Raw genomic sequence first — 18,414 nt, 5'->3', positions numbered from 1 at the left:
CGGCCTCCGGCGCAGGAGGTCTCCGCGGGCCGCCGTCACGCGTCGCTCCCGGAGGAGGTCAGGAAGTCCTGGAGCTCACGGTGGCGGAACTGGTACGTGGCGCCGCTGACCCGCAGCAGCCGGGCCTCGCACGCCCAGTCGAGAAAGCTCCACAGCCGCAGCGGGAGCAGCCCGCGCGTGGCCGCCACGATCAGGCCGATCATGGTGCGGGTCCAGGCGACGGCGCCGAAGGCCAGGCCGAAGGTGACGCCGCCGATGAGCGCGCACACCAGCGACTCGACGAGACCCTGGCTCATCAGGAACACCAGGAAGGCCGCCACACCGCCGGTGAGGCCGAAGGCCAGCCCGATCGTCGGGTTGCGGTGCAGGGCCTCGCGCGGATGGGCGAGCTCGGCGTCCATGCTCCACCCCCCGGTGGTGATCTTGAAAACGACCCCGAGCGCGAACGCCAGGACGAAGGCGCCGCTCACGCCCATGACCAGCGCCACGGGGCCCGCCTGGGCCAGCCGCAGCGGCGCCAGCCCGGTGAGCGCGCCGCACAGCCCGAAACCCGCCAGCGTGACGGGCTCGGCGCGGATCGCCTCGGAGACGGTCATCCGCTCGGCCCCGCGCCGGCCGGCGGCGGTCAGCCCGATGACCGTGCCGAGCGTCAGCCCTCCGGTGCCGCCCGCGACGACGGCGAAGGCGGGACCGAAGATCTTCCCGCCGGTCAGGAGGAGCCCGGCCAGGCCGCCGAGCACGCCGACGGGCAGGCCCGCCAGGGCGCCGAGCAGGGCGCCGGTCACGCGCCGCCGCCGGGGGACGTCGCTCCGCCCGCCCGCCGCGGCCGGCCACGACGACAGCGACAGGCCGGTCACGATGCCCACCCACGACGTCATGAGCGCCAGCGTGAGTGCCTGCTCCGCGCCCGTGCCCAGGTCGCCGGCCGCGGAGCCCGTCCAGAAGGCGAGCATGGCGATGATCGCGAGGACCACGGCGCACAGGCAGTGCAGCGCCCGGACCAGCCGCCAGCCGCCGATCGGCCACAGCAGGTGGGGGACGAGGTCGATCGCCGTCAGGCCGGGTGGCGGCCGATCCGCCCCGGCGGTGCGGGCGGCCTGCCACCGCAGGTGGGCCGCCAGGTTCACCAGCCATGATCGCACCTGGTCCGGCTGGTACGCGGTGCCGTGCGCGGTCCTGGGCGTGAGGCGGGTCGCGGCCGGGACGTAGGCCGCCAGCAGCCGCCGGGCGATCACCTCCGCGCCCTCACGGGGGCCGGCGTGCGGGTCGGCGCGCAGCAGTTCGTGCGGGTCGGCGCCGGACTCCACGGCGGTGACGGTCAGCAGGAGCCGCCACGGTGTGGCGAGAGCGGCGTGGACGGCCCCGGCCGCCGGCCCTGACAGGGCCGCCTGGATGCCGTCGCGATGGCGGGCGCAGGGATGGCCGTCCGGCCAGCGGGCCGCCAGGTACACGGCGATCTGCTCGACGCCGAGGTCGTGGAGCCGGATCAGGACCGCGTTGTCCAGCCACACCCCGGCGGCGCGCAGTTCGGCGTGGCGGTCGGCGCGGCAGGTCACGACCACCGCGCCGGGGCGCCGTCCGGACAGGTCGCTGTAGCGGTTGAGCTCGGCCAGCAGGCCCATCGCCCGGCGGGGCGTTCCGGTCGGCGGGTCGGGGTCCAGCTCGTCCAGGCCGTCCACCACCGGCAGCACCCTGCGGTCCCGCACCAGCCGGTGCGCGTCGCCGGTCGCGAGCCCGAAGTCCTGCACGAGTTGCTCGGCCAGCCAGGTCTCGAACGGCCTGCCCAGGGTCCAGCGGGCCGCGTTCAGGCGGACCGGGACCGTGCCCGGGGGGTCGCCGGTGGTCACCACGGACTCCAGCAGTTGCAGCACCAGCTCGATGGCGAGCACCGTCTTGCCCGCTCCCGACTCGCCCACGACCAGCAGGCGCTGGGGGTGCAGGGCGGTGAAGAAGCGGCCGATCGTGTGCAGGTCGTCCGGCCCCTCACCGGAAGCATCGCTGTGGGCATGGTTGTGGGCATGGTTGTGGCGCGAGCCGGTGTCGGGGCGCGTGTGCGGGCCGAAGGAGACGGGCGCGATGTCGTAGCCGCCGAGCAGCCCCTTGCGTGCCCGGTCCTCCTCGCGGAGCACGCGCCGGACCAGCAGCTCGACCGCTCGGTCCCTGCTCCCCGCCCGGGGCGCCACCTCGACGGTCTCCCCGGCGGCGGGTGGTGGCGACGGTGGAGGGGCGGCCTCCTCCTCGACGACGGGCGGAGGCGGCGACGGGGCGGCCGGTTCGGTCAGCGCCGCTCTGGCCGCCCGCCAGCGTTCGAGCTCCCCGGCGATCAGCTCGTCCGGATAGTCGCAGGACCGGAAGCAGGCGGTGACGAACGCCCGGACGAACTCCCACCGCGGCAGCCGGTCACTCTGCCGCAGCACGTGCGAGGTCGTGCTCTTCGGCAGCGCGTCCACCATGGCGCCGTCCGAGGCCGCCGTGCGGCCGCCGAGCGAGCGCAGCCTGCTCAGCGACGGCTCGCCCGCCCACTGCCTGAGCCGGGCCAGCGCCCCGACGAACTCCGCCACGCTGGCGGCCCGCGCCGGATCGGGCGGACGGGGACGATCCGCGCTCATCAGCCCTCCGCCCTCACCAGCGCCCACGCGAACCTCGCCCGGCCGCGCCGGGGCCACCGCCCCGGCACGCACACCCCTTCCAGCGTCTGGACGTGGCGCGACTCCATCAGGAAGTTGCGCGCCTCGTCGGCCTCCACCAGCTCCCGGCCCACCGCGATGGGCACGAACCCGTGCCGGGGGATGTAGACCCAGCGCCCCCGGTCCCAGTCGTAGGGGTCGAACCAGCGGTGGCGCACCGTGCCCGACACCCGCACCTCCTGCCCTTGCCTGGTCAGGACGAACGAGCCCTGCGAGCGCAGCAGGCTCATCCTGCTCACGTAGAACAGCTCGGTGCCGATGAAGGCGTTGATCCGCGCGTCCCAGTGGTCGTGCAGCCAGGCCGAGGCGTGCTCGTCCAGCAGCCCGGCCTGCCGGAGGAGCTGGCGTTCGAACCGGCGCTGGTTCTTGCGCTCGGCCTTCTTGATCACCTTGAACGAGCGCAGCCAGCGCGGTGACATCGCCCTCGACGCGCCCGCGCCGTCCATGAAGTGTTGCAGGAAGTCCGAGGCGATCGGATGGAAGTCGCGGCCACCGTCGATGATCGACCGGAACAGCCCGACCAGCTCGGGAACCGGTCTGCCCGTCCGCCGCCGCAGCCCTCGCAGGAACATGCCGGCCTTCTCCCTGGTGCGATCGAGGATCACGAACACGTCGGGCGGTACTCCTCCTGCGAGATGAGAGTCTTCCATTCCCCGCGGCCCAGGGCGCGGCCCGCGTTGGCGCAGGCCGCGGCCACCAGGTCGGCGGGCGTTCCGGTGTGCCACAGCCGCGCGGTGCCGTCACCGGCCACGCTGGCCACGGCCGTCCCGCCGGGGGCGTAGTCGAGCGCGACCACGCCCCTGGTGTGGCCGGTCATCGGGTTGCCGAGCGGCCGGTGGGTCCGCAGGTCCCACAGCAGCACGGCGCCGCTCCGGAGGCCGGTGGCCAGGGCCTCGCCGTCCGGGCTGAACGCGAGCGTGTTGGGCGGGTCGTCCTCGGGGATCAGCGCGACGCCGGTCGTGCGGCGGAGCTGGAGGTCCCACAGCCGCACGGCGTCGTCGGCCGCCGTGAACGCCAGAGTCCGGCCGTCGGGGCTGAAGGCCAGGTCGTTGACCAGCCCGCCGGCGACCGCGGGGGGCGTGCCCTCGAGCTGGCGGCGGGTGGCCACGTCGAAGAGCCGCACCCGCGAGTCGAAGCCGGCGCTGGCCAGGGTCCTGCCGTCGGGGCTGATGGCCATCCCCGTGATCACGTCGGTGTGGTCGGGGACGCGGATGCGCGGCCCGAGCTCGCGGCGGCTCGCGACGTCCCAGATCGCGATGGCGCTCTCGTGCTGGACGGCGGCGAACCTGCCGTCGGGGCTGAACTCGGCCAGGCCGTCGAACGTGGCGTCATGGACGATCAGGCGGCGGCCCGCGAGGTCCCACAGCCGCAGGCCGTCCATGGCGGACGTCAGGAGCGTGCGCCCGTCGGGGCTGAAAGCGATCTCGGTCACGGAGCCGCGGGCGCCTCGGGAACGCAACGGGGGGCCGAGGGGGCGCTGGGTGGCGGCGTCCCACAAGTGGACGTCGGGGCTCTTGATGCCGGAGTCACCGGTGGCCACGGTGCGTCCGTCGGGGCTCAGCGCGACGGCTCCCCCCGCGGGTATCGGCCTGCCGATCTGCAGGTGGACCTGCGGGTCCGCGAGCCGCACCAGGCCGTCGCCGCTCGCGGCGGCCAGCAGCTTCCCGTCCGGGCTGAAGGCCACCCGCTCGACGCTCATGTTGTTGTCCTGCAGCGCGACCAGTCGCTGCCGGCTGGCCGTGTCCCACAGCACGGTCCGGCCCGTGCGCCCGCCGGTGGCGATGCGGGTGCCGTCGGGGCTGAAGGCGATCGAGTCGAAGCCGGCGGTGCGATCCATGATCACGGCTGTCTGCTCGCCCGACGCCACGTTCCACAGCCGGGCGGCGTTGTCGTAGCTCACGGTCGCGAGCGTCTTCGCGTCCGGGCTGAACCCGAGGTCGAGGATGGGCTCGCGCTGCCTGGCGATCGGGCCGCCCAGCGGCCGGGACGTGGCGGTGTCCCAGAGCCGTACGGCCTTGCCGGCCGCGACGGCCAGGCGTGCGCCGTCCCTGGTGAACGCCACCCTGCGCACGATGTTCGCCCGCTCCCGCCCGTGGTCGGGGCGGCCGAGGTCAGGGCCGCGCGGGCGGTGCGTGGCCGCGTCCCACTGCCGCACGACGCCGGTGAAGTCACCGGTCACGAGGGTCTTGCCGTCCGGGCTGTACGCGAGCGCCGACACGACGTCGTCGTGCTTCAGCGGCGGGCCCAGCTCGCGGCGGGTGGCCACGTCGTAGAACCGGACGGTGGAGATGCACGCGGTGGCCAGCGTCCGGCCGTCGGGGCTCAGGGCCAGCTCGACGCCGGAGCAGTCGAACCTCGCGCGGGTGATCGGGGCGCCGAGCTGCCGCCGCGTCGCGGTGTCCCAGAGCCGCGCGGTGCCGTCGTCGCTGCCCGTCGCGACGATCGAGCCGCTGGCGCTGAACGCCAGGGACGTGATGCCTTTCGTGTGCCCGGTGAGCTTTCCCCTGCCGGTGCCGATCGCCGCGGACAGCAGGCGGTTGCGGGCCTCGTCGGTCTGGGCGATGTCCCACGCCGCCACGGCCAGCAGCGAGGACAGGGCGACGTCGCCGGTGACCTCGCTCTGCGCGGCGAGCTGGCGGGAGAGCGCCACCCTGCGCTGCCGGTCGGCCTCGCCCGCCGCGGTGACGGCGGTGGCGGCGGCGATGAGGGCGAGCACCGACAGCACGGCGAGAGCGGCCACGGCGAGCCGGCGGCGGCGGCTCGCCCGCTGCTCCTCCCGCGTGGACGCCGCGACGAAGCCCTCCACGACGGGGCCAGGCGGCGGGTAGCTGTCGGGGTCGCGATCCCAGCGGGGCCGGCTGTCCTGCACGGCCAGCAGCCGGGCGCCCCGGTAGAGGAACGCGGGATCGCGGTGGTTGCCGGCCCACAGGGCGGCGGCCTCCAGCAGCCGGTCGTAGACGCCCTGCGCGGCGAGGTCGGGTTCGAGCCACTGCCGCAGGGTGGGCCAGGCGGTCAGGAGGGCGTCGTGGGAGATCTCGACGGTGTCCTCGTGCAAGGTGAGCAGGCGCCGGTCGGCGAACGCTGACAGCAGCGCCCCGACCTGCTCCCGCCGCTGCGCCGTGTGCGAGGCGGCGGCGGCGTGCAGCTCGGCCAGCCGCGCGCTGCGCCGCGCCACCTGGCCGCCCGCCGTGATCAGGGTCAGCCGGCGGAAGATCCGCAGCGCGGCCTTGCGATCCTCCGGCGGCAGCCGCCCGAGCACCTCGTCGGCGGTGCGGCGCACGGAGTCGCGGACCCGGCCGGACTCCTCGTACCCGTGCAGGGTCAGGGTGCCGTTCGTCCGCCGTTCCCAGGTGTTGCGCAGTGCCTGGGACAGCAGGGGCAGCGCGCCGGGCAGGGGACGGTCGCCCGCGGCCAGGCCGGCCCGCAGCTCGGCCAGGATGGTCTCCACCAGGCCGGGCTCGAGGTCGAGGCCGGCGGTGGCCGCGGGGCCGGTGATGGCCAGCCGCAGGTCCGCCTCCGTCATCGGCTCGACGATGACCTGGCCGTCCTGGATGGCCTCGGCGAACTGCGGGTAGGCGGCGCAGCGGTCCCAGTGGTCCGCGCGCACCCCTATGATCACTCCGGCTCCGTGCGGGGCGCCGGCCAGGGCCTGCAGGACCGCCACGAACGCCTGGCGCTCGTGCTCGTCCGTCACGAGGGTGAACAGCTCCTCGAACTGGTCGACCACCAGCAGGAGGCGGCCGTCCCCTTCGGGCAGGAGCCGGAGGGGCTCGTGGCGCAGCCGCTCGGCCACCGTTCCCGCGTCCCCGCCGAACGTCCTGGCCCAGGCTTCGGCGAGCGCGCGCAACGGGGCCGCGGTGGGCGTGGTGAGCAGGCACCGCCACTGCCCCACCCCGGCGACCGGCAGCTCGCCCTTCGTCACCGCCGGGATCAGGCCCGCCCGTAACAGCGACGACTTGCCGACACCCGAGGCGCCCGAGACCAGCAGGATGGAGCCGCGGCCGGTCAGCCTCCGCCCCAGGCGTCGCAGGAGATCGCGGGTGGCTCGCCTGCGGCCGAAGAACAACTCGGCCTCGCCCGCCTCGAACGGGGCAAGACCCTGGTAGGGGCAGACCTCGTTGCGATGATCAACCCGCTCGCCCATGGCGGTCATTCTGACAAACCGCGGCCACGGGCATCAAACGCTGTCGTCCGATTTCGTCCAATGTCGTCCCATCAGTGGCTTGAACGGCTCGAACGCGGTTCTGATGGACGCGCTGCCAGTTGATCGAGAGGCCCGGCTTTTGCCGAGGCCCTCCATGGGGGATGGCGGGAGACACCTTGTACTCGGCACGATGGCCTCTGCCCGACGTCGCGCGGGAACCCGGCGGCGGGCATTCCGCGGGAAGGCTGCTGCGGGGATGGCGCAAGCGGGCGTTGATGACCCAGGAGCAACTCGCCGAGCAGGCGGGGCTCAATGTCAGGACCGTGCGCCGGCTGGAGAACGGCGAACTGTGGCAGCCGCGCAGCAGATCCGTGCTGCTGCTGGCGCAGGCGCTGGAGCTGGACGGGGCGGAGCGGGCGCTGCTGTCGGCCGTCACCCGGGGCTCGCCGGACGCCGAGCGCGACGAGCCCGCCGGGAACGGCCCGCCGGCCGCGGCGGCGATCGTCCCCCGGCAGTTGCCCGCCGACATCGCGGCGCTGATCGGCCGGGAACGCGAGCTCGCGACCCTGACCGGCTCGGGACCCGAGCTCGCGGCCCTGGAGGGCTGGGGGCGCGAGGCGGCGGCCTTCGAGGGCCGGAGGCGCGAGCTCACGGCCCTGGAGAGCCGGGGGCGCGAGGCGGCGGCCTTGGAGAGCCGGGGGCGCAAAGCCGGGGCCTTCGAGGGCCGAGGGCGCGAGGCCGTGGCCTTGGAGAGCCGGGGGCGCGAGCTCGCGCTTCTGGAGGGCGGCCGGCGCGCGGGCACGGTGCCGGTCGTCTCCCTCGACGGCATGGCGGGAACGGGCAAGACGGCGCTGGCGGTGCATGCCGCCCACCGGCTCGCGTCCGGCTTCCCCGACGGGCAGCTCTTCGTGGACCTGCACGGGCACGCCCGCGACGCGGCCCCGGTCGAGCCCGGCGAGGCGCTGGCCCGCATGCTTCGCGCGCTCGGCGTGCCGGGCGAGGACATCCCCGAGCACCTCGACGACCGCGCCGCGCTGTACCGCAGCGTGCTGGCGGATCGCAGGGTCCTGGTCGTGCTCGACGACGCCGCCGACGAGCACCAGATTTATCCGCTGCTGCCCGCCGGCGCGGGCTGCCGCGTGATCGTCACCGGCCGCCGGCGCCTGAGCGGGCTGGGGGACGCCCTGTCACTGGACGTCCTGTCCCCGGCGGAGGCGGTCGCGCTGTTCGTCGCGGTGGCCGGGCCGGCGCGGGTCGCGGGCGTGCCCCGCGACGACCTGCACGTGGTCGTCGCGCGCTGCGGGCTGCTCCCGCTGGCCGTCCGCATCGCCGCCGACCGGCTCCGGGCGCATCCCACGTGGAGCGTGCGGCACCTGCTCGACCGGCTCGCCGGTGACCGGCTGACCGAGCTGCGGGCGGGACGGCACGACGTCGCCGCGGCCCTGGACGTGTCCTACGACAGGCTCCCTCCCGACCAGCGGCGCGCATACCGGCTGCTCGGGTCGCACGCCGGCACGGACCCCAGAAACGGCACGGACGCCATCTCCGGCACGGACGCGGGAAGCGACACGAACCCCGGCACCGGCACAAACGCCATCTCCGGCACGGACGCCGGAAACGGCACGGATGCCGGCGCCGGCACGGACGCCGGAAAGGGCGCGGGCTTCGGCGCCGGCACAGCCGCCGCCCTGCTGGAGACGACCGCGGCCGAGGCGGAACGGCTGCTGGAGCGGCTGCTGGACGTGCACCTCCTGCGGGAGGCCTCGCCCGGCCGCTACCAGCTCAACGACCTGGTCCGCGATCACGCCGCCCGGACGCGACCGTGCTCCGGCGACTGACCCGCCGCCGGACCGCACTCACAACGCCGTGTCCACCGGGCTCCAGCCCGAGCCACGCCGGACGCGGCCTGGAACGGTCCGGAGCTCGGCGTGAACGATCCGTCCGGCTCGCCGAGCAGAGCTGCACGGCAGAGAGAGCGGCGCGACAGGGGCAGCCGCGCGGTGGCCAGAGCGGCACGGTAGTCAGGACGGCGCGACAGGCAGAGCTGCACGGCGGCCGGCGCAGCGCGGCACGACGGGCAGCGCGGCACGAGGCCGCACGAGGCGGGGCGGCACGGCGGGACGGCGCAGGGCGCGGGGGCGCAGGGCGCGGGGGCACGGAGCGCGGAGCGGCACGGCGCAGGGCGCGGGGCACGGAGGCACGGAGCGCGGAGCGGCACGGCGCAGGGCGCAGGGCGCGGGGCACGGGGCGCGGGGCGGCGCAGGGCGCGGGACGGGGCGCGGGGCGGGGCGCGGGGCGGCGCGGCGGGGCGCGTGGGCCCGCTCGCGCCGGCCAGCCGGCCTTGGCCCGTCAGCGGGCCGGTACCGGCGTCCGCTTCCTGGAGGCGTAGATGTCGTCGATCAGCCGGTAGGTTCGCGCCTGCTCGGCCGTGAGGATGCGATCCCGCTCGATGTCCTTCCTGATCTCCAGCAGTCCCCTGCCGGTGTGCCGGGACAGGATCTCCTCCTGCTGGTCGCGCATCCGCAGGATCTCCCTCGCGTGGATCTCCAGGTCGCTGCCCTGGCCGCGCCCGCCCTCGGTGTGCGGCTGGTGCAGGAGCACCCGCGCGTGCGGCAGGGCGGCGCGCTTGCCGGGCGCGCCGGCCGCCAGCAGGACCGCCGCCGCCGAGGCCGCCTCACCGATGCAGACCGTGTGGATCTCCGGGCGGACGAACTGCATCGTGTCGTAGATGGCTGTCATCGCGGTGAACGACCCGCCCGGCGAGTTGATGTAGAGGTTGATGTCCTGTTCGGTATCGAGCGACTCCAGCGTCAGGAGCTGCGCCATCACGTCGTTGGCGACGGTGTCGTCGATCGGCACCGCCAGGAACACCACGCGGTCCTCGAACAGCTTGTTGTAGGGGTTCATCTCCCTCACGCCGTACGAGGTGCGTTCGGTGAAGGAAGGCAGCACGTAACGGCCGCTCATGTCAGTTCATCCCCTCTGCGATGTGGTCGACGATCCCGTACTCGAGGGCCTCCTGCGCCGTGAACCAGCGGTCGCGGTCGGAGTCGGCCTGGATGCGCTCCAGCGGCTGGCCCGTGTGGTGGGCGATGATCTCGGCCATCCGCCGCTTGGTGTAGAGCATGTTCTCTGCCTGGATCTGGATGTCGGTGGCCGAGCCTCCGATGCCGCCCAGTGGCTGGTGCATCACGACGCGGGCGTTGGGCAGGGCGTAACGCTTGCCCTTCGTCCCGGCCGTCAGCAGCACCTGGCCCATCGACGCGGCGAAGCCCATCGCCACCGTCTGCACGTCGCACGGAATGAACTGCATCATGTCGTAGAGCGCCATCCCGGCCTGCACGGAACCGCCCGGTGAATTGATGTAAAGCGTTATGTCGCGCCGCGGATCCTCGGCCGCCAGCAAAAGCAGCTCCCCGCAGAGCCGGTTGCAAATCTCGTCGTCGACCTCCTGGCCGAGAACGACGATCCGCTCCTTGAGCAGGCGCTGGCTGAGCTGGTCAGGCCAGGCTGCGCGCTGGGTCTCCGTCATGACGGGCGCTCCTTTCCATTCGTGCCTTTCTGCGAAAACGCTAGACCGGGACGCGCGGCAACAAAGAAAGTTTTCGCTGGCGGCGCATTTCTCTTGAAGCGCATTACTCCGGCAGCGAATTTCTGTCGACATACAATCACGGCTGTGAGAAGGACCCTTCCCCGCCGCTGGGCGTGCCTCGTCCTGGGCGGGGCGCTGCTGATGCCGTACATGATGGTCGGCGTGCTGGTCGCCGGGCTGGTGCGCGGCGAGTCGGCCAACCTGCTGCTGCCCGCCCAAGTCGGGGTGTTCGCCGCGGTGCTGCCCGTGGTGGCCGTGACCGGGCTGTTCCTGCCGGTGCGCGGGCTGTCGGTGAACGCGGCACAGGGCCTGCTCGGAGCGCGGGTGGAGACGCCGCCGCGGCAGGCCGGGCGGTCCTGGCAGGAGCGGCGGCGCACGGCCGCCTGGTTCACGCTGCACCTGGCCGTCGGCGGCGTCGTCAGCGGCTGCACGCTGGCGATCGTGCCGTTCACGCTGTTCACGCTCGCGCTGCCGCTCATCGGGCATTCCACCCCGGTGCTCGGCTTCCTCGCCACCCCCGGATGGAACGCCGTGGGGTGGGCGGCGGCCGGGCTCGCGCTGCTGGCGGCGCTGGTCGCCATGGCCGCCGGCGCGGGCGAGCTGCTGGCACGGCTGGCTCCCGTCCTGCTCGGCCCCACCCCCGCCGAACGGCTGGCCGCCGCCGAGGAGCACGCCCGTACGCTGGCCGAACGCAACCGGCTGGCCCGCGAGCTGCACGACTCGGTCGGCCACGCGCTCAGCGTCGTCACCCTGCAGGCCGCCGCGGCCGGCCGGGTCCTCGACCGCGACCCCGCCACGGCCAGGACCGCACTGGCCGCGATCGAGCAGTCGGCCCGCACCGCCCTGGAGGACCTCGACCACGTCCTGGGCATCCTGCGCGACGACCGCGACACCCGCGGCAACCGCAATGGTCACGACGACCGCGAGGGCCGCGAGAGCTCCGATCTTCGCGAGGGCCGCCAGGGTCGCGACACCAGTAGCAGCGCCAGTGGCCGCGCTGGCGGTGGCGACGGCAGTGGCGGTGACGGTGGCGACGGCGGTGGCGACGGCGGCCGCGGTGGGCGCAGCGGTCACGGCCACGCCTTCCCCGATGACGACGACCGCACCGCCCTCGCCCCGCAGGCGACGCTGGCCGACCTCGGTGAGCTGGTCGCCACCTCCGGCGCGCGGGTACGGCAGGAGGTGGGTGACCTGTCCGGGGTGCCCGCCCTGGTCTCCCGCGAGGCGTACCGCCTCCTGCAGGAGGCCCTCACCAACGCGATCAAGCACGGCGAGGGCCCCGTCCACCTGACCGCCGCCGTCAAGGGGGACGACCTGCGCCTGGAGGTCACCAACGGGTGTACGGCCGGAACCCGCGACCGCACGATAGACGGCGGCGGGGCGCGAGCACGCGGACGCGAGCGCGCCCGCACGGGCGGCAGGGGTGTGGCCGGGATGCACGAGCGCGTGCGGCTGCTGCGCGGCGACCTGGAGGCCGGTCCCACCGAGACCGGATGGCGGGTCTCGGCCCGCCTGCCGCTACGGTCGTCCCCATGACACTCAAGGTCGTGATCGCCGACGACGAGGACCTCATCCGCACCGGCCTGCGCATCATCCTCGACAGCGAGCCCGACCTGGAAGTGGTCGGCGAGGCGGCCGACGGCGCCGCCGTGCTGCCGGTCGTGCGCCGGGAGCGGCCCGACGTGGTGCTCATGGACGTCCGCATGCCCGCCCTCGACGGCATCCGCGCCACCGAGCGCCTGCTCGCCCTGGACGACCCGCCCAAGGTCCTGGTGGTGACCACGTTCGAGAACGACGACCACGTCTACGACGCCCTGCGGGCAGGCGCGAGCGGCTTCCTGCTCAAGCGCACCAGGCCGGACGACCTGGTGAAGGCCGTCCGGCTGGTCGCGACGGGCGAGTCGCTGCTGTTCCCCGCCGCGATCCGCGCCCTGGCGGGCCGCCGGAGCCCCTCCCCCGCGCACGTGCCCGGCATCGACCGGCTGACCGGCCGCGAGGGCGACGTGCTGCGGCTGATGACCAGGGGCCTGTCCAACCACGAGATCGCCGCCGAGCTGGTCGTCAGCCCCGAGACGGTCAAGACGCACGTGGGCAACGTGCTGGCCAAGCTGGGCGCGCGCGACCGCACCCAGGCCGTGATCGCCGCCTACGAGTCCGGCTTCGTCTCCCCCGCAGGCTAGAGGCTTCCCCGCAGGCTGGAAGCTCCCCTGTCGGGCTAGAGGCGCACGCCTCCTCTCCGCAGCAGCTCGGCGGCGGGCAGCAGGGTCGCCTCGGCGGCGGTCAGCCCCGCCCCGGCCAGGGCGCGGTCGACCAGGTCCAGCCCCACCGCGTATCCCGCCATGTCGGGAATGCCGCGCGGCTCCTGGCCGAACCTCTTCATGGCGGTGTCCCCCAGCACGTACGCGGACGTGTGCTGCATCCCCTCCAGCCAGAAGTCGGCCGTGATCGCCGCGTAGGCCCGCTCGTACGCCTCACCGGTCGCCATCTTCGACCACGGCCCCATGGCCTCCGGCCCGGACAGCTCCCGTACGAACGCCTCGGCCAGCCCTTCGGCGATCACGTGCTCGCCCACGGTCACGGTCACCGGGTTCCACTCGACGTTGGTGAAGCGGATCTTGTGGTGGAACTCGTGCACCGCGAGGTGCCCGATCCGCCCGATCACCTCATCCGTCGGCCAGGCCAGCAGGTACAGCCACTCGGAGCCGCCCCCCATGCCGTAGTAGCCGCCGGCCGTCGTCATCAGGTGCTCGTTGTCGGGATCGCCCATCGCGAACATGACCTTCAACAGGTCCGGCTGCGCGGCCCCCACCTCGGCCAGCCGCTCCGAGGCCCGCTCCAGCTCGCGCCGCACCTGCCCGAGCACGTCCTGCTCGATCATGCGGCGCACGGCGGGCAGGTAACGCGGGTCCTCGGCGTCCACGCGGAAGCCGCCGCCGCTGTGGTGGATGTCGACGATGTCGCCCGGCATCGGGATGATCTCGCGCGTCGGCGCCATCATCTCCCGCAGCGCGTCGGGCCGCTTCTCCAGAGGCCCCTCAAGCAGATCGGCCATCTCGGCAAGGGTGTCGTGAATGATGAATTCCATGCCGAGGACGCTAAAGCCTCACGCTACGTCAGGCTCAAGCGGTTAACGGCTCACAGCGGCGACTCGTCGCCGGGATCCTCCCCGGGCGAGCGCCCCGGCGTGCTCTGCCCGCTCTCCGACGGCGACGGCGACTGCGAGGGCGACGGCTGCGGCACCGGTGTCTCCGGCGTCGGCGGCGGCGTCGGCACGAACACCGTCGGCGGCAACTGCCGCGGCTGCTGCTCGCTGTCCTGCCGCCCGAGCAGCAGCAACAGCAGGATCGCCGTCACCAGCACGAGCAGCAGCACCAGCGCCAGCGCCGCCAGCAGCACCCGCTTGCGCGTCTCGGTCGGCGGCAGCCGCTTCCGGGTCGGCCCCGGCAGCGCCGGCGCCCGATCGGTCAGCCAGTACGGCACGAAGTCCGGCCCGTGCGCCTCCCCGATGAACGTCCCGCCCACCATGACGGGCTCCAGGAACCGCTCGGCCCCCGGCCGCCCCGGCGCGTACGGCACCGCCACCCACGGCGCCCGCCCCCCGTCGAAGGCCAGCACCTCGGGCATGCCCTCCAGCACCGCACCCCGGGGCCGCCCGGAACGCCCCAGCCACCCCCGCCTGCCGGCCCGCTCCCGGCCGCCCGCCTCCCGCACCGCCGTGACGAACCGGTCCCGCGCCGCGGCGTCGTAGGCCGCGCCCCGGGTGAGCACCGCCAGCGACACGGCACGCCCGTCGGGCGCCTGGCCCAGGTACACGAACCCGGCCGGCGCCGTGTGCAGGCGCGCTTGCACCACGTAGGGCCCCAGCCGGGGAGGATCACCGTACTGCAGGGGACTTGCCACGTTTGCCATGAAAGCACAGACGTGGCGTCGTGCACGTTTGCGGCGCGTTTGGTGGAATGGCGTCATGAGCGTCGCCGAAGAGTTGCCAGGCGGAACCGACGCGGCACTGCTGCGTCAGAGTCTCGACGAGGTCCGGCGTGTCATCGTCGGGCAGGACCACATGGTCGAAAGGCTCCTCGTGGCCCTGCTGGCGCGCGGGCACTGCCTGCTCGAAGGGGTTCCAGGCGTCGCCAAGACCCTCGCCGCCTCCACCCTGGCCACCGTCGTGGGCGGCACGTTCGCCCGGATCCAGTTCACCCCCGACCTCGTGCCGAGCGACATCGTCGGCACCCGCGTCTACCACCCCTCCAACGAGAAGTTCGACGTCGAGCTCGGCCCCGTCTTCGTCAACTTCCTGCTGGCCGACGAGATCAACCGCGCCCCCGCCAAGGTCCAGTCCGCGCTGCTGGAGGTGATGGCCGAGCGCCAGGTCACCCTCGCCGGCGTCACCCACCCCCTGCCCAGGCCGTTCATCGTGCTGGCCACCCAGAACCCCATCGAGTCCGAAGGCGTCTACCCCCTGCCCGAGGTGCAGCGCGACCGATTCCTGTTCCGGGTGCGCGTGCCGCACCCCAGCGCCCACGAGGAGCTGGAGATCCTGCACCGCATGAGCGTCAAGCCGCCCGTCCCCGAGCGGGTGCTCGACCCCGACAAGCTGCTGGCCCTGCAGGAGGCGGCCGAACAGGTCTCGGTGCACCAGCTCGTCGCCGACTACGTCGTACGGCTCGTCATGTCCACCCGCGCCCCCGCCGAGTACGGCCTGACCGACCTCACCGAGACCATCGAGATCGGCGTCAGCCCCCGCGCCACCCTCGGCCTCGTCTCCGCGGGCCGGGCCCTGGCCCTGCTGCGCGGCCGCGACTACCTGCTGCCCGACGACGTACGCGACGTCGCCGTGGACGTCATGGCCCACCGCCTGATGCTCACCTTCGACGCCCTGGCCGACGGCGTCGACCCCGAGAGCGTCGTCAAGCAGATCCTCCAAGCCGTGCCCCCGCCCCTCGTCGTCTGGAACCAGAACCGTTGAGCCCCACCACAGCAGAGCAGGCCCTGCGCCGCCTGGAGCTGACCGTCACCCGCCGCCTCGACGGCCTGCTGCACGGCGCCCACCGGGGACTGCTGCCCGGCACCGGCAGCGAGGCCGGCGACAGCCGCGTCTACGTGCCCGGCGAGGACGACGTGCGCCGCATGGACTGGAACGTCACCGCCCGCACGACCATCCCGCACGTGCGCGACCTCATCGCCGACCGCGAGCTGGAGACCTGGGCCCTGGCCGACCTGTCGCCCAGCATGGACTTCGGCACCGCCGACAGCGACAAGCGCGACCTGGTCGTGGCCGCCGTCGGCGCGATCGGGTTCCTGTCCAGCCGGATGGGCGACCGGTTCGGCGCGCTGGTCATCCACGACGAGTTCGTGCACCGCATGCCCGCCCGCACCGGCCGCCCCGCCCTCTACGGCCTGCTGCACTCCCTCATGGACGCCCCGCGCGGCAGCGTCGTGCCCGACCCGCCCGACCTCGCGGAGGGCATCGACATCCTCGCGGCCACCCGCAGGCGGCGCGGCATGCGGCTGGTCGTCTCCGACTTCCTCGACGCCCACCCCGACCTCGACCCCGACGCCGAACGCCCCTGGGAGCGCCCCATCAGGCGGCTGGCGGCCCGCCACCAGGTGCTGGCCGTCGAGGTCATCGACCCCCGCGAGCTCGAACTCCCCGACGTGGGCCGCGTCGCGTTCGCCGACCCCGAGACCGGGAACGTACGCGAAGTGCACCTTTCGCCCAAGATTCGGCGCGCCTACGCGGAGGCCGCCGCCCTGCAGCGCGAGGGCACCCGCCTGGCCCTGCGCCGCGCCGGCATCGCCCACCTCGTGCTGCGCACCGACCGCGACTGGGTCTTCGACGTCGCGCAGTTCGTCCTGCGCCAGCGCCGCATGAGCCACCTCGCCCACCGGAGGCCGACCCCATGACGTTCCTCGCCCCCGGCTGGCTGTGGCTGTTCGTGCTGGTGCTGCTGCTCGTGGCCGGCTACATCCTGGCGATGTTCGCCCGCCGCCGCTACACCGTGCGCTTCACCAACCTGGCCCTGCTCAACCTCGTCGCCCCCGCCGGCCCCGGCTGGCGCCGCCACGTCGCCCCCGCGCTCTTCCTCGTCATGATGTCCCTCCTGGTCATCGGCGCTGCCAAACCCGCCGACCAGGTACGCGTGCCCCGCGACCGCGCCACCATCATGATCGCCCTGGACGTCTCCCTGTCCATGGACGCCGACGACGTCCAGCCCAACCGCATCAGCGCCGCCAAGGCCGCCGCCCAGGCCTTCGCCAGGGAGCTGCCCGACCGCTTCAACGTCGGCGTCGTCTCCTTCGCCCGCTCGGCCAACGTCGTCATCTCCCCCACCACCGACCACCAGGCCGTCGTCACCGCCATCGGCAACCTCACCACCCGCCCTGGCACCGCCATCGGCGAGGCCGTCTTCAACGCCCTGGAGTCGGTGCGCTCCTTCGACCAGCAGGCCGCCACCGACCCGCCCCCGGCCGCCATCGTGCTGCTCTCCGACGGCGACAACACCTCCGGCCGCTCGGTGAACGAGGCCATCGAGGCCGCCCAGCAGGCCCGCGTACCGGTCTCCACCATCGCGTACGGCACCCAGGAAGGCACGGTCAGCATCGACGGGCGGCCCGTGAACGTCCCGGTCAACAAGCAGACCCTGCAGTCGCTGTCCGACGGCACCAGCGGCCGCGCCTACGCCGCCGAGTCCGGCAGCGAGCTGCGCGAGGTCTACGAGCAGATCGGCACCTCGCTCGGCTACAAGCTGGTCAACCAGGAGATCACCCAGTGGTTCATCGTGGCCGCCATCCTGGCCGGGCTGCTGGTGGCGGGCGCCGCGGTCCTGTTCGGCTCGCGGATCCCGTAACGTTTGGCGACGTGGCCCACTATTTCTCCGAGCAGCCGAGCACCGCGAGCAGGCCGGGCTCCGTCGATCTCGTCCTGCCCGATCTGCACCTGCGGCTGGAGACCGACAGCGGCGTGTTCTCCCCCGAGCGGGTGGACGTCGGCACGCGCGTGCTGCTGGAGAGCGTCCCGCCGCCGCCGCAGGAGGGCGACCTGCTCGACCTGGGCTGCGGCTACGGGCCGATCGCGCTGACCATGGCCAGGCGGGCGCCGGCCGCGACCGTGTGGGCCGTCGATGTCAACCGGCGCAGCCTGGAGCTCACCGAGCGGAACGCCCGGGCCGCCGCCCTTGACAAAGTAAGGTCAGTACATATCGATGAAGTGCCAGATGAAGTGAAATTTCGGGCCATCTGGTCTAATCCTGCGATCCGAATTGGGAAGCAGGCGTTGCACGAGATGCTCACCAGGTGGCTCACCCGGCTGACGCCCGACGGCGTGGCCTACCTGGTCGTCCAGAAACACCTCGGCTCGGACTCCCTGCAGCGCTGGCTCGGCGAGCAGGGCTGGCAGGCCTCCCGCGAGGCCAGCCGGGCCGCCTACCGCATCCTGAAGGTGACCCGATGAGAAGGCAGCTGCGCCCCACCGACGTCAAGCGGCTCAACCGCACCTGGCGCAGGAACACTCAGAAACGTCTCGGCCTGATCATCGAGTCGGTCACCGGCCCGTTCAACATCGGCTCGATCTTCCGCAGCGCCGCCGCGTTCGGCGTGGACGAGATCTGGCTGGCCGGCAACGCCACCCCGCCCACCAACCCCAAGGCGGGCAAGACCGCGCTGGGCACCGAGCGCCTGGTCACCTGGCACGAGGCGGTGCCGGCCGTCGAGGCGGTCAAGGCGGCCAGGGAGAGCGGCTACGCGGTGCTGGCCATCGAGCTGACCGCCGAGGCGAGGCCGCTGCACAGGGCCGACCTGGCCCGCGACGTGTGCCTGGTGGTCGGCAGCGAGGACCACGGCTGCTCCCCCGCCCTGCTCGACGCGGTCGACGGGGCCTGCTACATCCCGCAGGTGGGGCGGGTCGGCTCGTTCAACGTGGCGGTGGCCGCGGCCATCGCGCTGTCCGAGGCGCGCCGCCAGGAGTGGCAGAATCTCCCTGATTCGTAACCGAA

15 protein-coding genes are annotated in these 18,414 nt (G+C 73.6%); 8 read left to right on the top strand and 7 right to left on the bottom strand.

The annotated features are described in order from the left end of the window. Nucleotides 1–35 precede the first annotated feature (35 nt). The 3 genes from AB0I79_RS38545 to AB0I79_RS38535 are packed head-to-tail and all read right to left on the bottom strand — an operon-like array spanning nucleotide 36 to nucleotide 6,831. Nucleotides 36–2,609 carry an NACHT domain-containing protein gene (locus AB0I79_RS38545; protein WP_357884371.1) on the bottom strand — a complete coding sequence of 858 codons (2,574 nt, stop codon included), beginning with the start codon at nucleotides 2,607–2,609 and terminating at the stop codon, nucleotides 36–38. Further along, complete coding sequence (locus AB0I79_RS38540) at nucleotides 2,609–3,298, bottom strand: hypothetical protein (RefSeq protein WP_357884369.1); 690 nt, start codon at nucleotides 3,296–3,298, stop codon at nucleotides 2,609–2,611. The genes AB0I79_RS38545 and AB0I79_RS38540 overlap by 1 nt, the downstream gene beginning before the upstream one ends. Further along, on the bottom strand, nucleotides 3,289–6,831 hold the full coding sequence (locus tag AB0I79_RS38535) for an AAA family ATPase (RefSeq protein WP_357884367.1): 3,543 nt from the start codon (nucleotides 6,829–6,831) through the stop codon (nucleotides 3,289–3,291). The genes AB0I79_RS38540 and AB0I79_RS38535 overlap by 10 nt, the downstream gene beginning before the upstream one ends. Before the next feature lie 161 nt (nucleotides 6,832–6,992). On the opposite strand from AB0I79_RS38535, the gene AB0I79_RS38530 reads away from it, so the two are divergent. Beyond that, nucleotides 6,993–8,669, top strand: coding sequence for an NB-ARC domain-containing protein (locus AB0I79_RS38530; protein WP_357884365.1), 1,677 nt, complete (start codon nucleotides 6,993–6,995; stop codon nucleotides 8,667–8,669). A 511-nt stretch (nucleotides 8,670–9,180) separates the two neighbouring features. Here AB0I79_RS38530 and AB0I79_RS38525 read toward each other — a convergent pair. Both AB0I79_RS38525 and AB0I79_RS38520 read right to left on the bottom strand, forming a co-directional pair. Then, nucleotides 9,181–9,798 carry an ATP-dependent Clp protease proteolytic subunit gene (locus tag AB0I79_RS38525; protein WP_357884363.1) on the bottom strand — a complete coding sequence of 206 codons (618 nt, stop codon included), beginning with the start codon at nucleotides 9,796–9,798 and terminating at the stop codon, nucleotides 9,181–9,183. Nucleotide 9,799: 1 nt separating this feature from the next. Then, entirely contained in the window at nucleotides 9,800–10,363 is a 564-nt protein-coding gene (locus AB0I79_RS38520; RefSeq protein ID WP_357884361.1) for an ATP-dependent Clp protease proteolytic subunit, read from the bottom strand. Between the two features lie 144 nt (nucleotides 10,364–10,507). Here AB0I79_RS38520 and AB0I79_RS38515 point away from each other — a divergent pair, with 144 nt between their 5' ends. Beyond that, nucleotides 10,508–11,959 carry a histidine kinase gene (locus AB0I79_RS38515; protein ID WP_357884359.1) on the top strand — a complete coding sequence of 484 codons (1,452 nt, stop codon included), beginning with the start codon at nucleotides 10,508–10,510 and terminating at the stop codon, nucleotides 11,957–11,959. Continuing rightward, nucleotides 11,956–12,603 carry a response regulator transcription factor gene (locus AB0I79_RS38510; protein ID WP_357884357.1) on the top strand — a complete coding sequence of 216 codons (648 nt, stop codon included), beginning with the start codon at nucleotides 11,956–11,958 and terminating at the stop codon, nucleotides 12,601–12,603. Before AB0I79_RS38515 ends, AB0I79_RS38510 begins: the two co-directional genes overlap by 4 nt. A gap of 35 nt (nucleotides 12,604–12,638) precedes the next feature. Here AB0I79_RS38510 and AB0I79_RS38505 read toward each other — a convergent pair whose 3' ends face one another. Further along, nucleotides 12,639–13,508 carry a DUF2268 domain-containing putative Zn-dependent protease gene (locus AB0I79_RS38505; protein WP_357884355.1) on the bottom strand — a complete coding sequence of 290 codons (870 nt, stop codon included), beginning with the start codon at nucleotides 13,506–13,508 and terminating at the stop codon, nucleotides 12,639–12,641. A gap of 50 nt (nucleotides 13,509–13,558) precedes the next feature. After that, nucleotides 13,559–14,332, bottom strand: coding sequence for a hypothetical protein (locus AB0I79_RS38500; RefSeq protein WP_357884353.1), 774 nt, complete (start codon nucleotides 14,330–14,332; stop codon nucleotides 13,559–13,561). Between the two features lie 55 nt (nucleotides 14,333–14,387). Between AB0I79_RS38500 and AB0I79_RS38495 the strand changes: the two genes are divergently transcribed. From AB0I79_RS38495 to AB0I79_RS38475, 5 genes are read left to right on the top strand one after another with little or no spacing between them, the layout of a single operon-like run. Then, nucleotides 14,388–15,389 carry an AAA family ATPase gene (locus tag AB0I79_RS38495; RefSeq protein WP_357884351.1) on the top strand — a complete coding sequence of 334 codons (1,002 nt, stop codon included), beginning with the start codon at nucleotides 14,388–14,390 and terminating at the stop codon, nucleotides 15,387–15,389. Next, the gene (locus tag AB0I79_RS38490) at nucleotides 15,386–16,327 is read left to right on the top strand and encodes a DUF58 domain-containing protein (RefSeq protein ID WP_357884350.1); all 942 of its coding nucleotides are present in this window, start codon (nucleotides 15,386–15,388) and stop codon (nucleotides 16,325–16,327) included. The genes AB0I79_RS38495 and AB0I79_RS38490 overlap by 4 nt, the downstream gene beginning before the upstream one ends. After that, nucleotides 16,324–17,271, top strand: coding sequence for a VWA domain-containing protein (locus AB0I79_RS38485; protein ID WP_357884348.1), 948 nt, complete (start codon nucleotides 16,324–16,326; stop codon nucleotides 17,269–17,271). The genes AB0I79_RS38490 and AB0I79_RS38485 overlap by 4 nt, the downstream gene beginning before the upstream one ends. 11 nt (nucleotides 17,272–17,282) lie before the next feature. Continuing rightward, on the top strand, nucleotides 17,283–17,873 hold the full coding sequence (locus AB0I79_RS38480) for a methyltransferase (protein WP_357884346.1): 591 nt from the start codon (nucleotides 17,283–17,285) through the stop codon (nucleotides 17,871–17,873). Continuing rightward, nucleotides 17,870–18,409: a TrmH family RNA methyltransferase gene (locus AB0I79_RS38475; RefSeq protein WP_357884344.1), complete on the top strand. Its 540-nt coding sequence runs from the start codon at nucleotides 17,870–17,872 to the stop codon at nucleotides 18,407–18,409. The genes AB0I79_RS38480 and AB0I79_RS38475 overlap by 4 nt, the downstream gene beginning before the upstream one ends. Nucleotides 18,410–18,414 lie beyond the last annotated feature (5 nt).

The organism is Nonomuraea sp. NPDC050202 (assembly GCF_040656115.1).
In the GTDB taxonomy this organism is placed as follows: domain Bacteria; phylum Actinomycetota; class Actinomycetes; order Streptosporangiales; family Streptosporangiaceae; genus Nonomuraea.
This window is presented reverse-complemented; position numbering and strand designations above follow the sequence as displayed.

Coding starts and splice junctions, on each gene's coding strand:
- AB0I79_RS38475 (WP_357884344.1), top strand. CDS start 17,870: ATGAGAAGGCAGCTGCGCCCCACCGACGTCAAGCGGCTCAACCGCACC.
- AB0I79_RS38545 (WP_357884371.1), bottom strand. CDS start 2,609: ATGAGCGCGGATCGTCCCCGTCCGCCCGATCCGGCGCGGGCCGCCAGC.
- AB0I79_RS38510 (WP_357884357.1), top strand. CDS start 11,956: ATGACACTCAAGGTCGTGATCGCCGACGACGAGGACCTCATCCGCACC.
- AB0I79_RS38485 (WP_357884348.1), top strand. CDS start 16,324: ATGACGTTCCTCGCCCCCGGCTGGCTGTGGCTGTTCGTGCTGGTGCTG.
- AB0I79_RS38505 (WP_357884355.1), bottom strand. CDS start 13,508: ATGGAATTCATCATTCACGACACCCTTGCCGAGATGGCCGATCTGCTT.
- AB0I79_RS38520 (WP_357884361.1), bottom strand. CDS start 10,363: ATGACGGAGACCCAGCGCGCAGCCTGGCCTGACCAGCTCAGCCAGCGC.
- AB0I79_RS38495 (WP_357884351.1), top strand. CDS start 14,388: ATGAGCGTCGCCGAAGAGTTGCCAGGCGGAACCGACGCGGCACTGCTG.
- AB0I79_RS38500 (WP_357884353.1), bottom strand. CDS start 14,332: ATGGCAAACGTGGCAAGTCCCCTGCAGTACGGTGATCCTCCCCGGCTG.
- AB0I79_RS38530 (WP_357884365.1), top strand. CDS start 6,993: ATGGCGGGAGACACCTTGTACTCGGCACGATGGCCTCTGCCCGACGTC.
- AB0I79_RS38535 (WP_357884367.1), bottom strand. CDS start 6,831: ATGGGCGAGCGGGTTGATCATCGCAACGAGGTCTGCCCCTACCAGGGT.
- AB0I79_RS38525 (WP_357884363.1), bottom strand. CDS start 9,798: ATGAGCGGCCGTTACGTGCTGCCTTCCTTCACCGAACGCACCTCGTAC.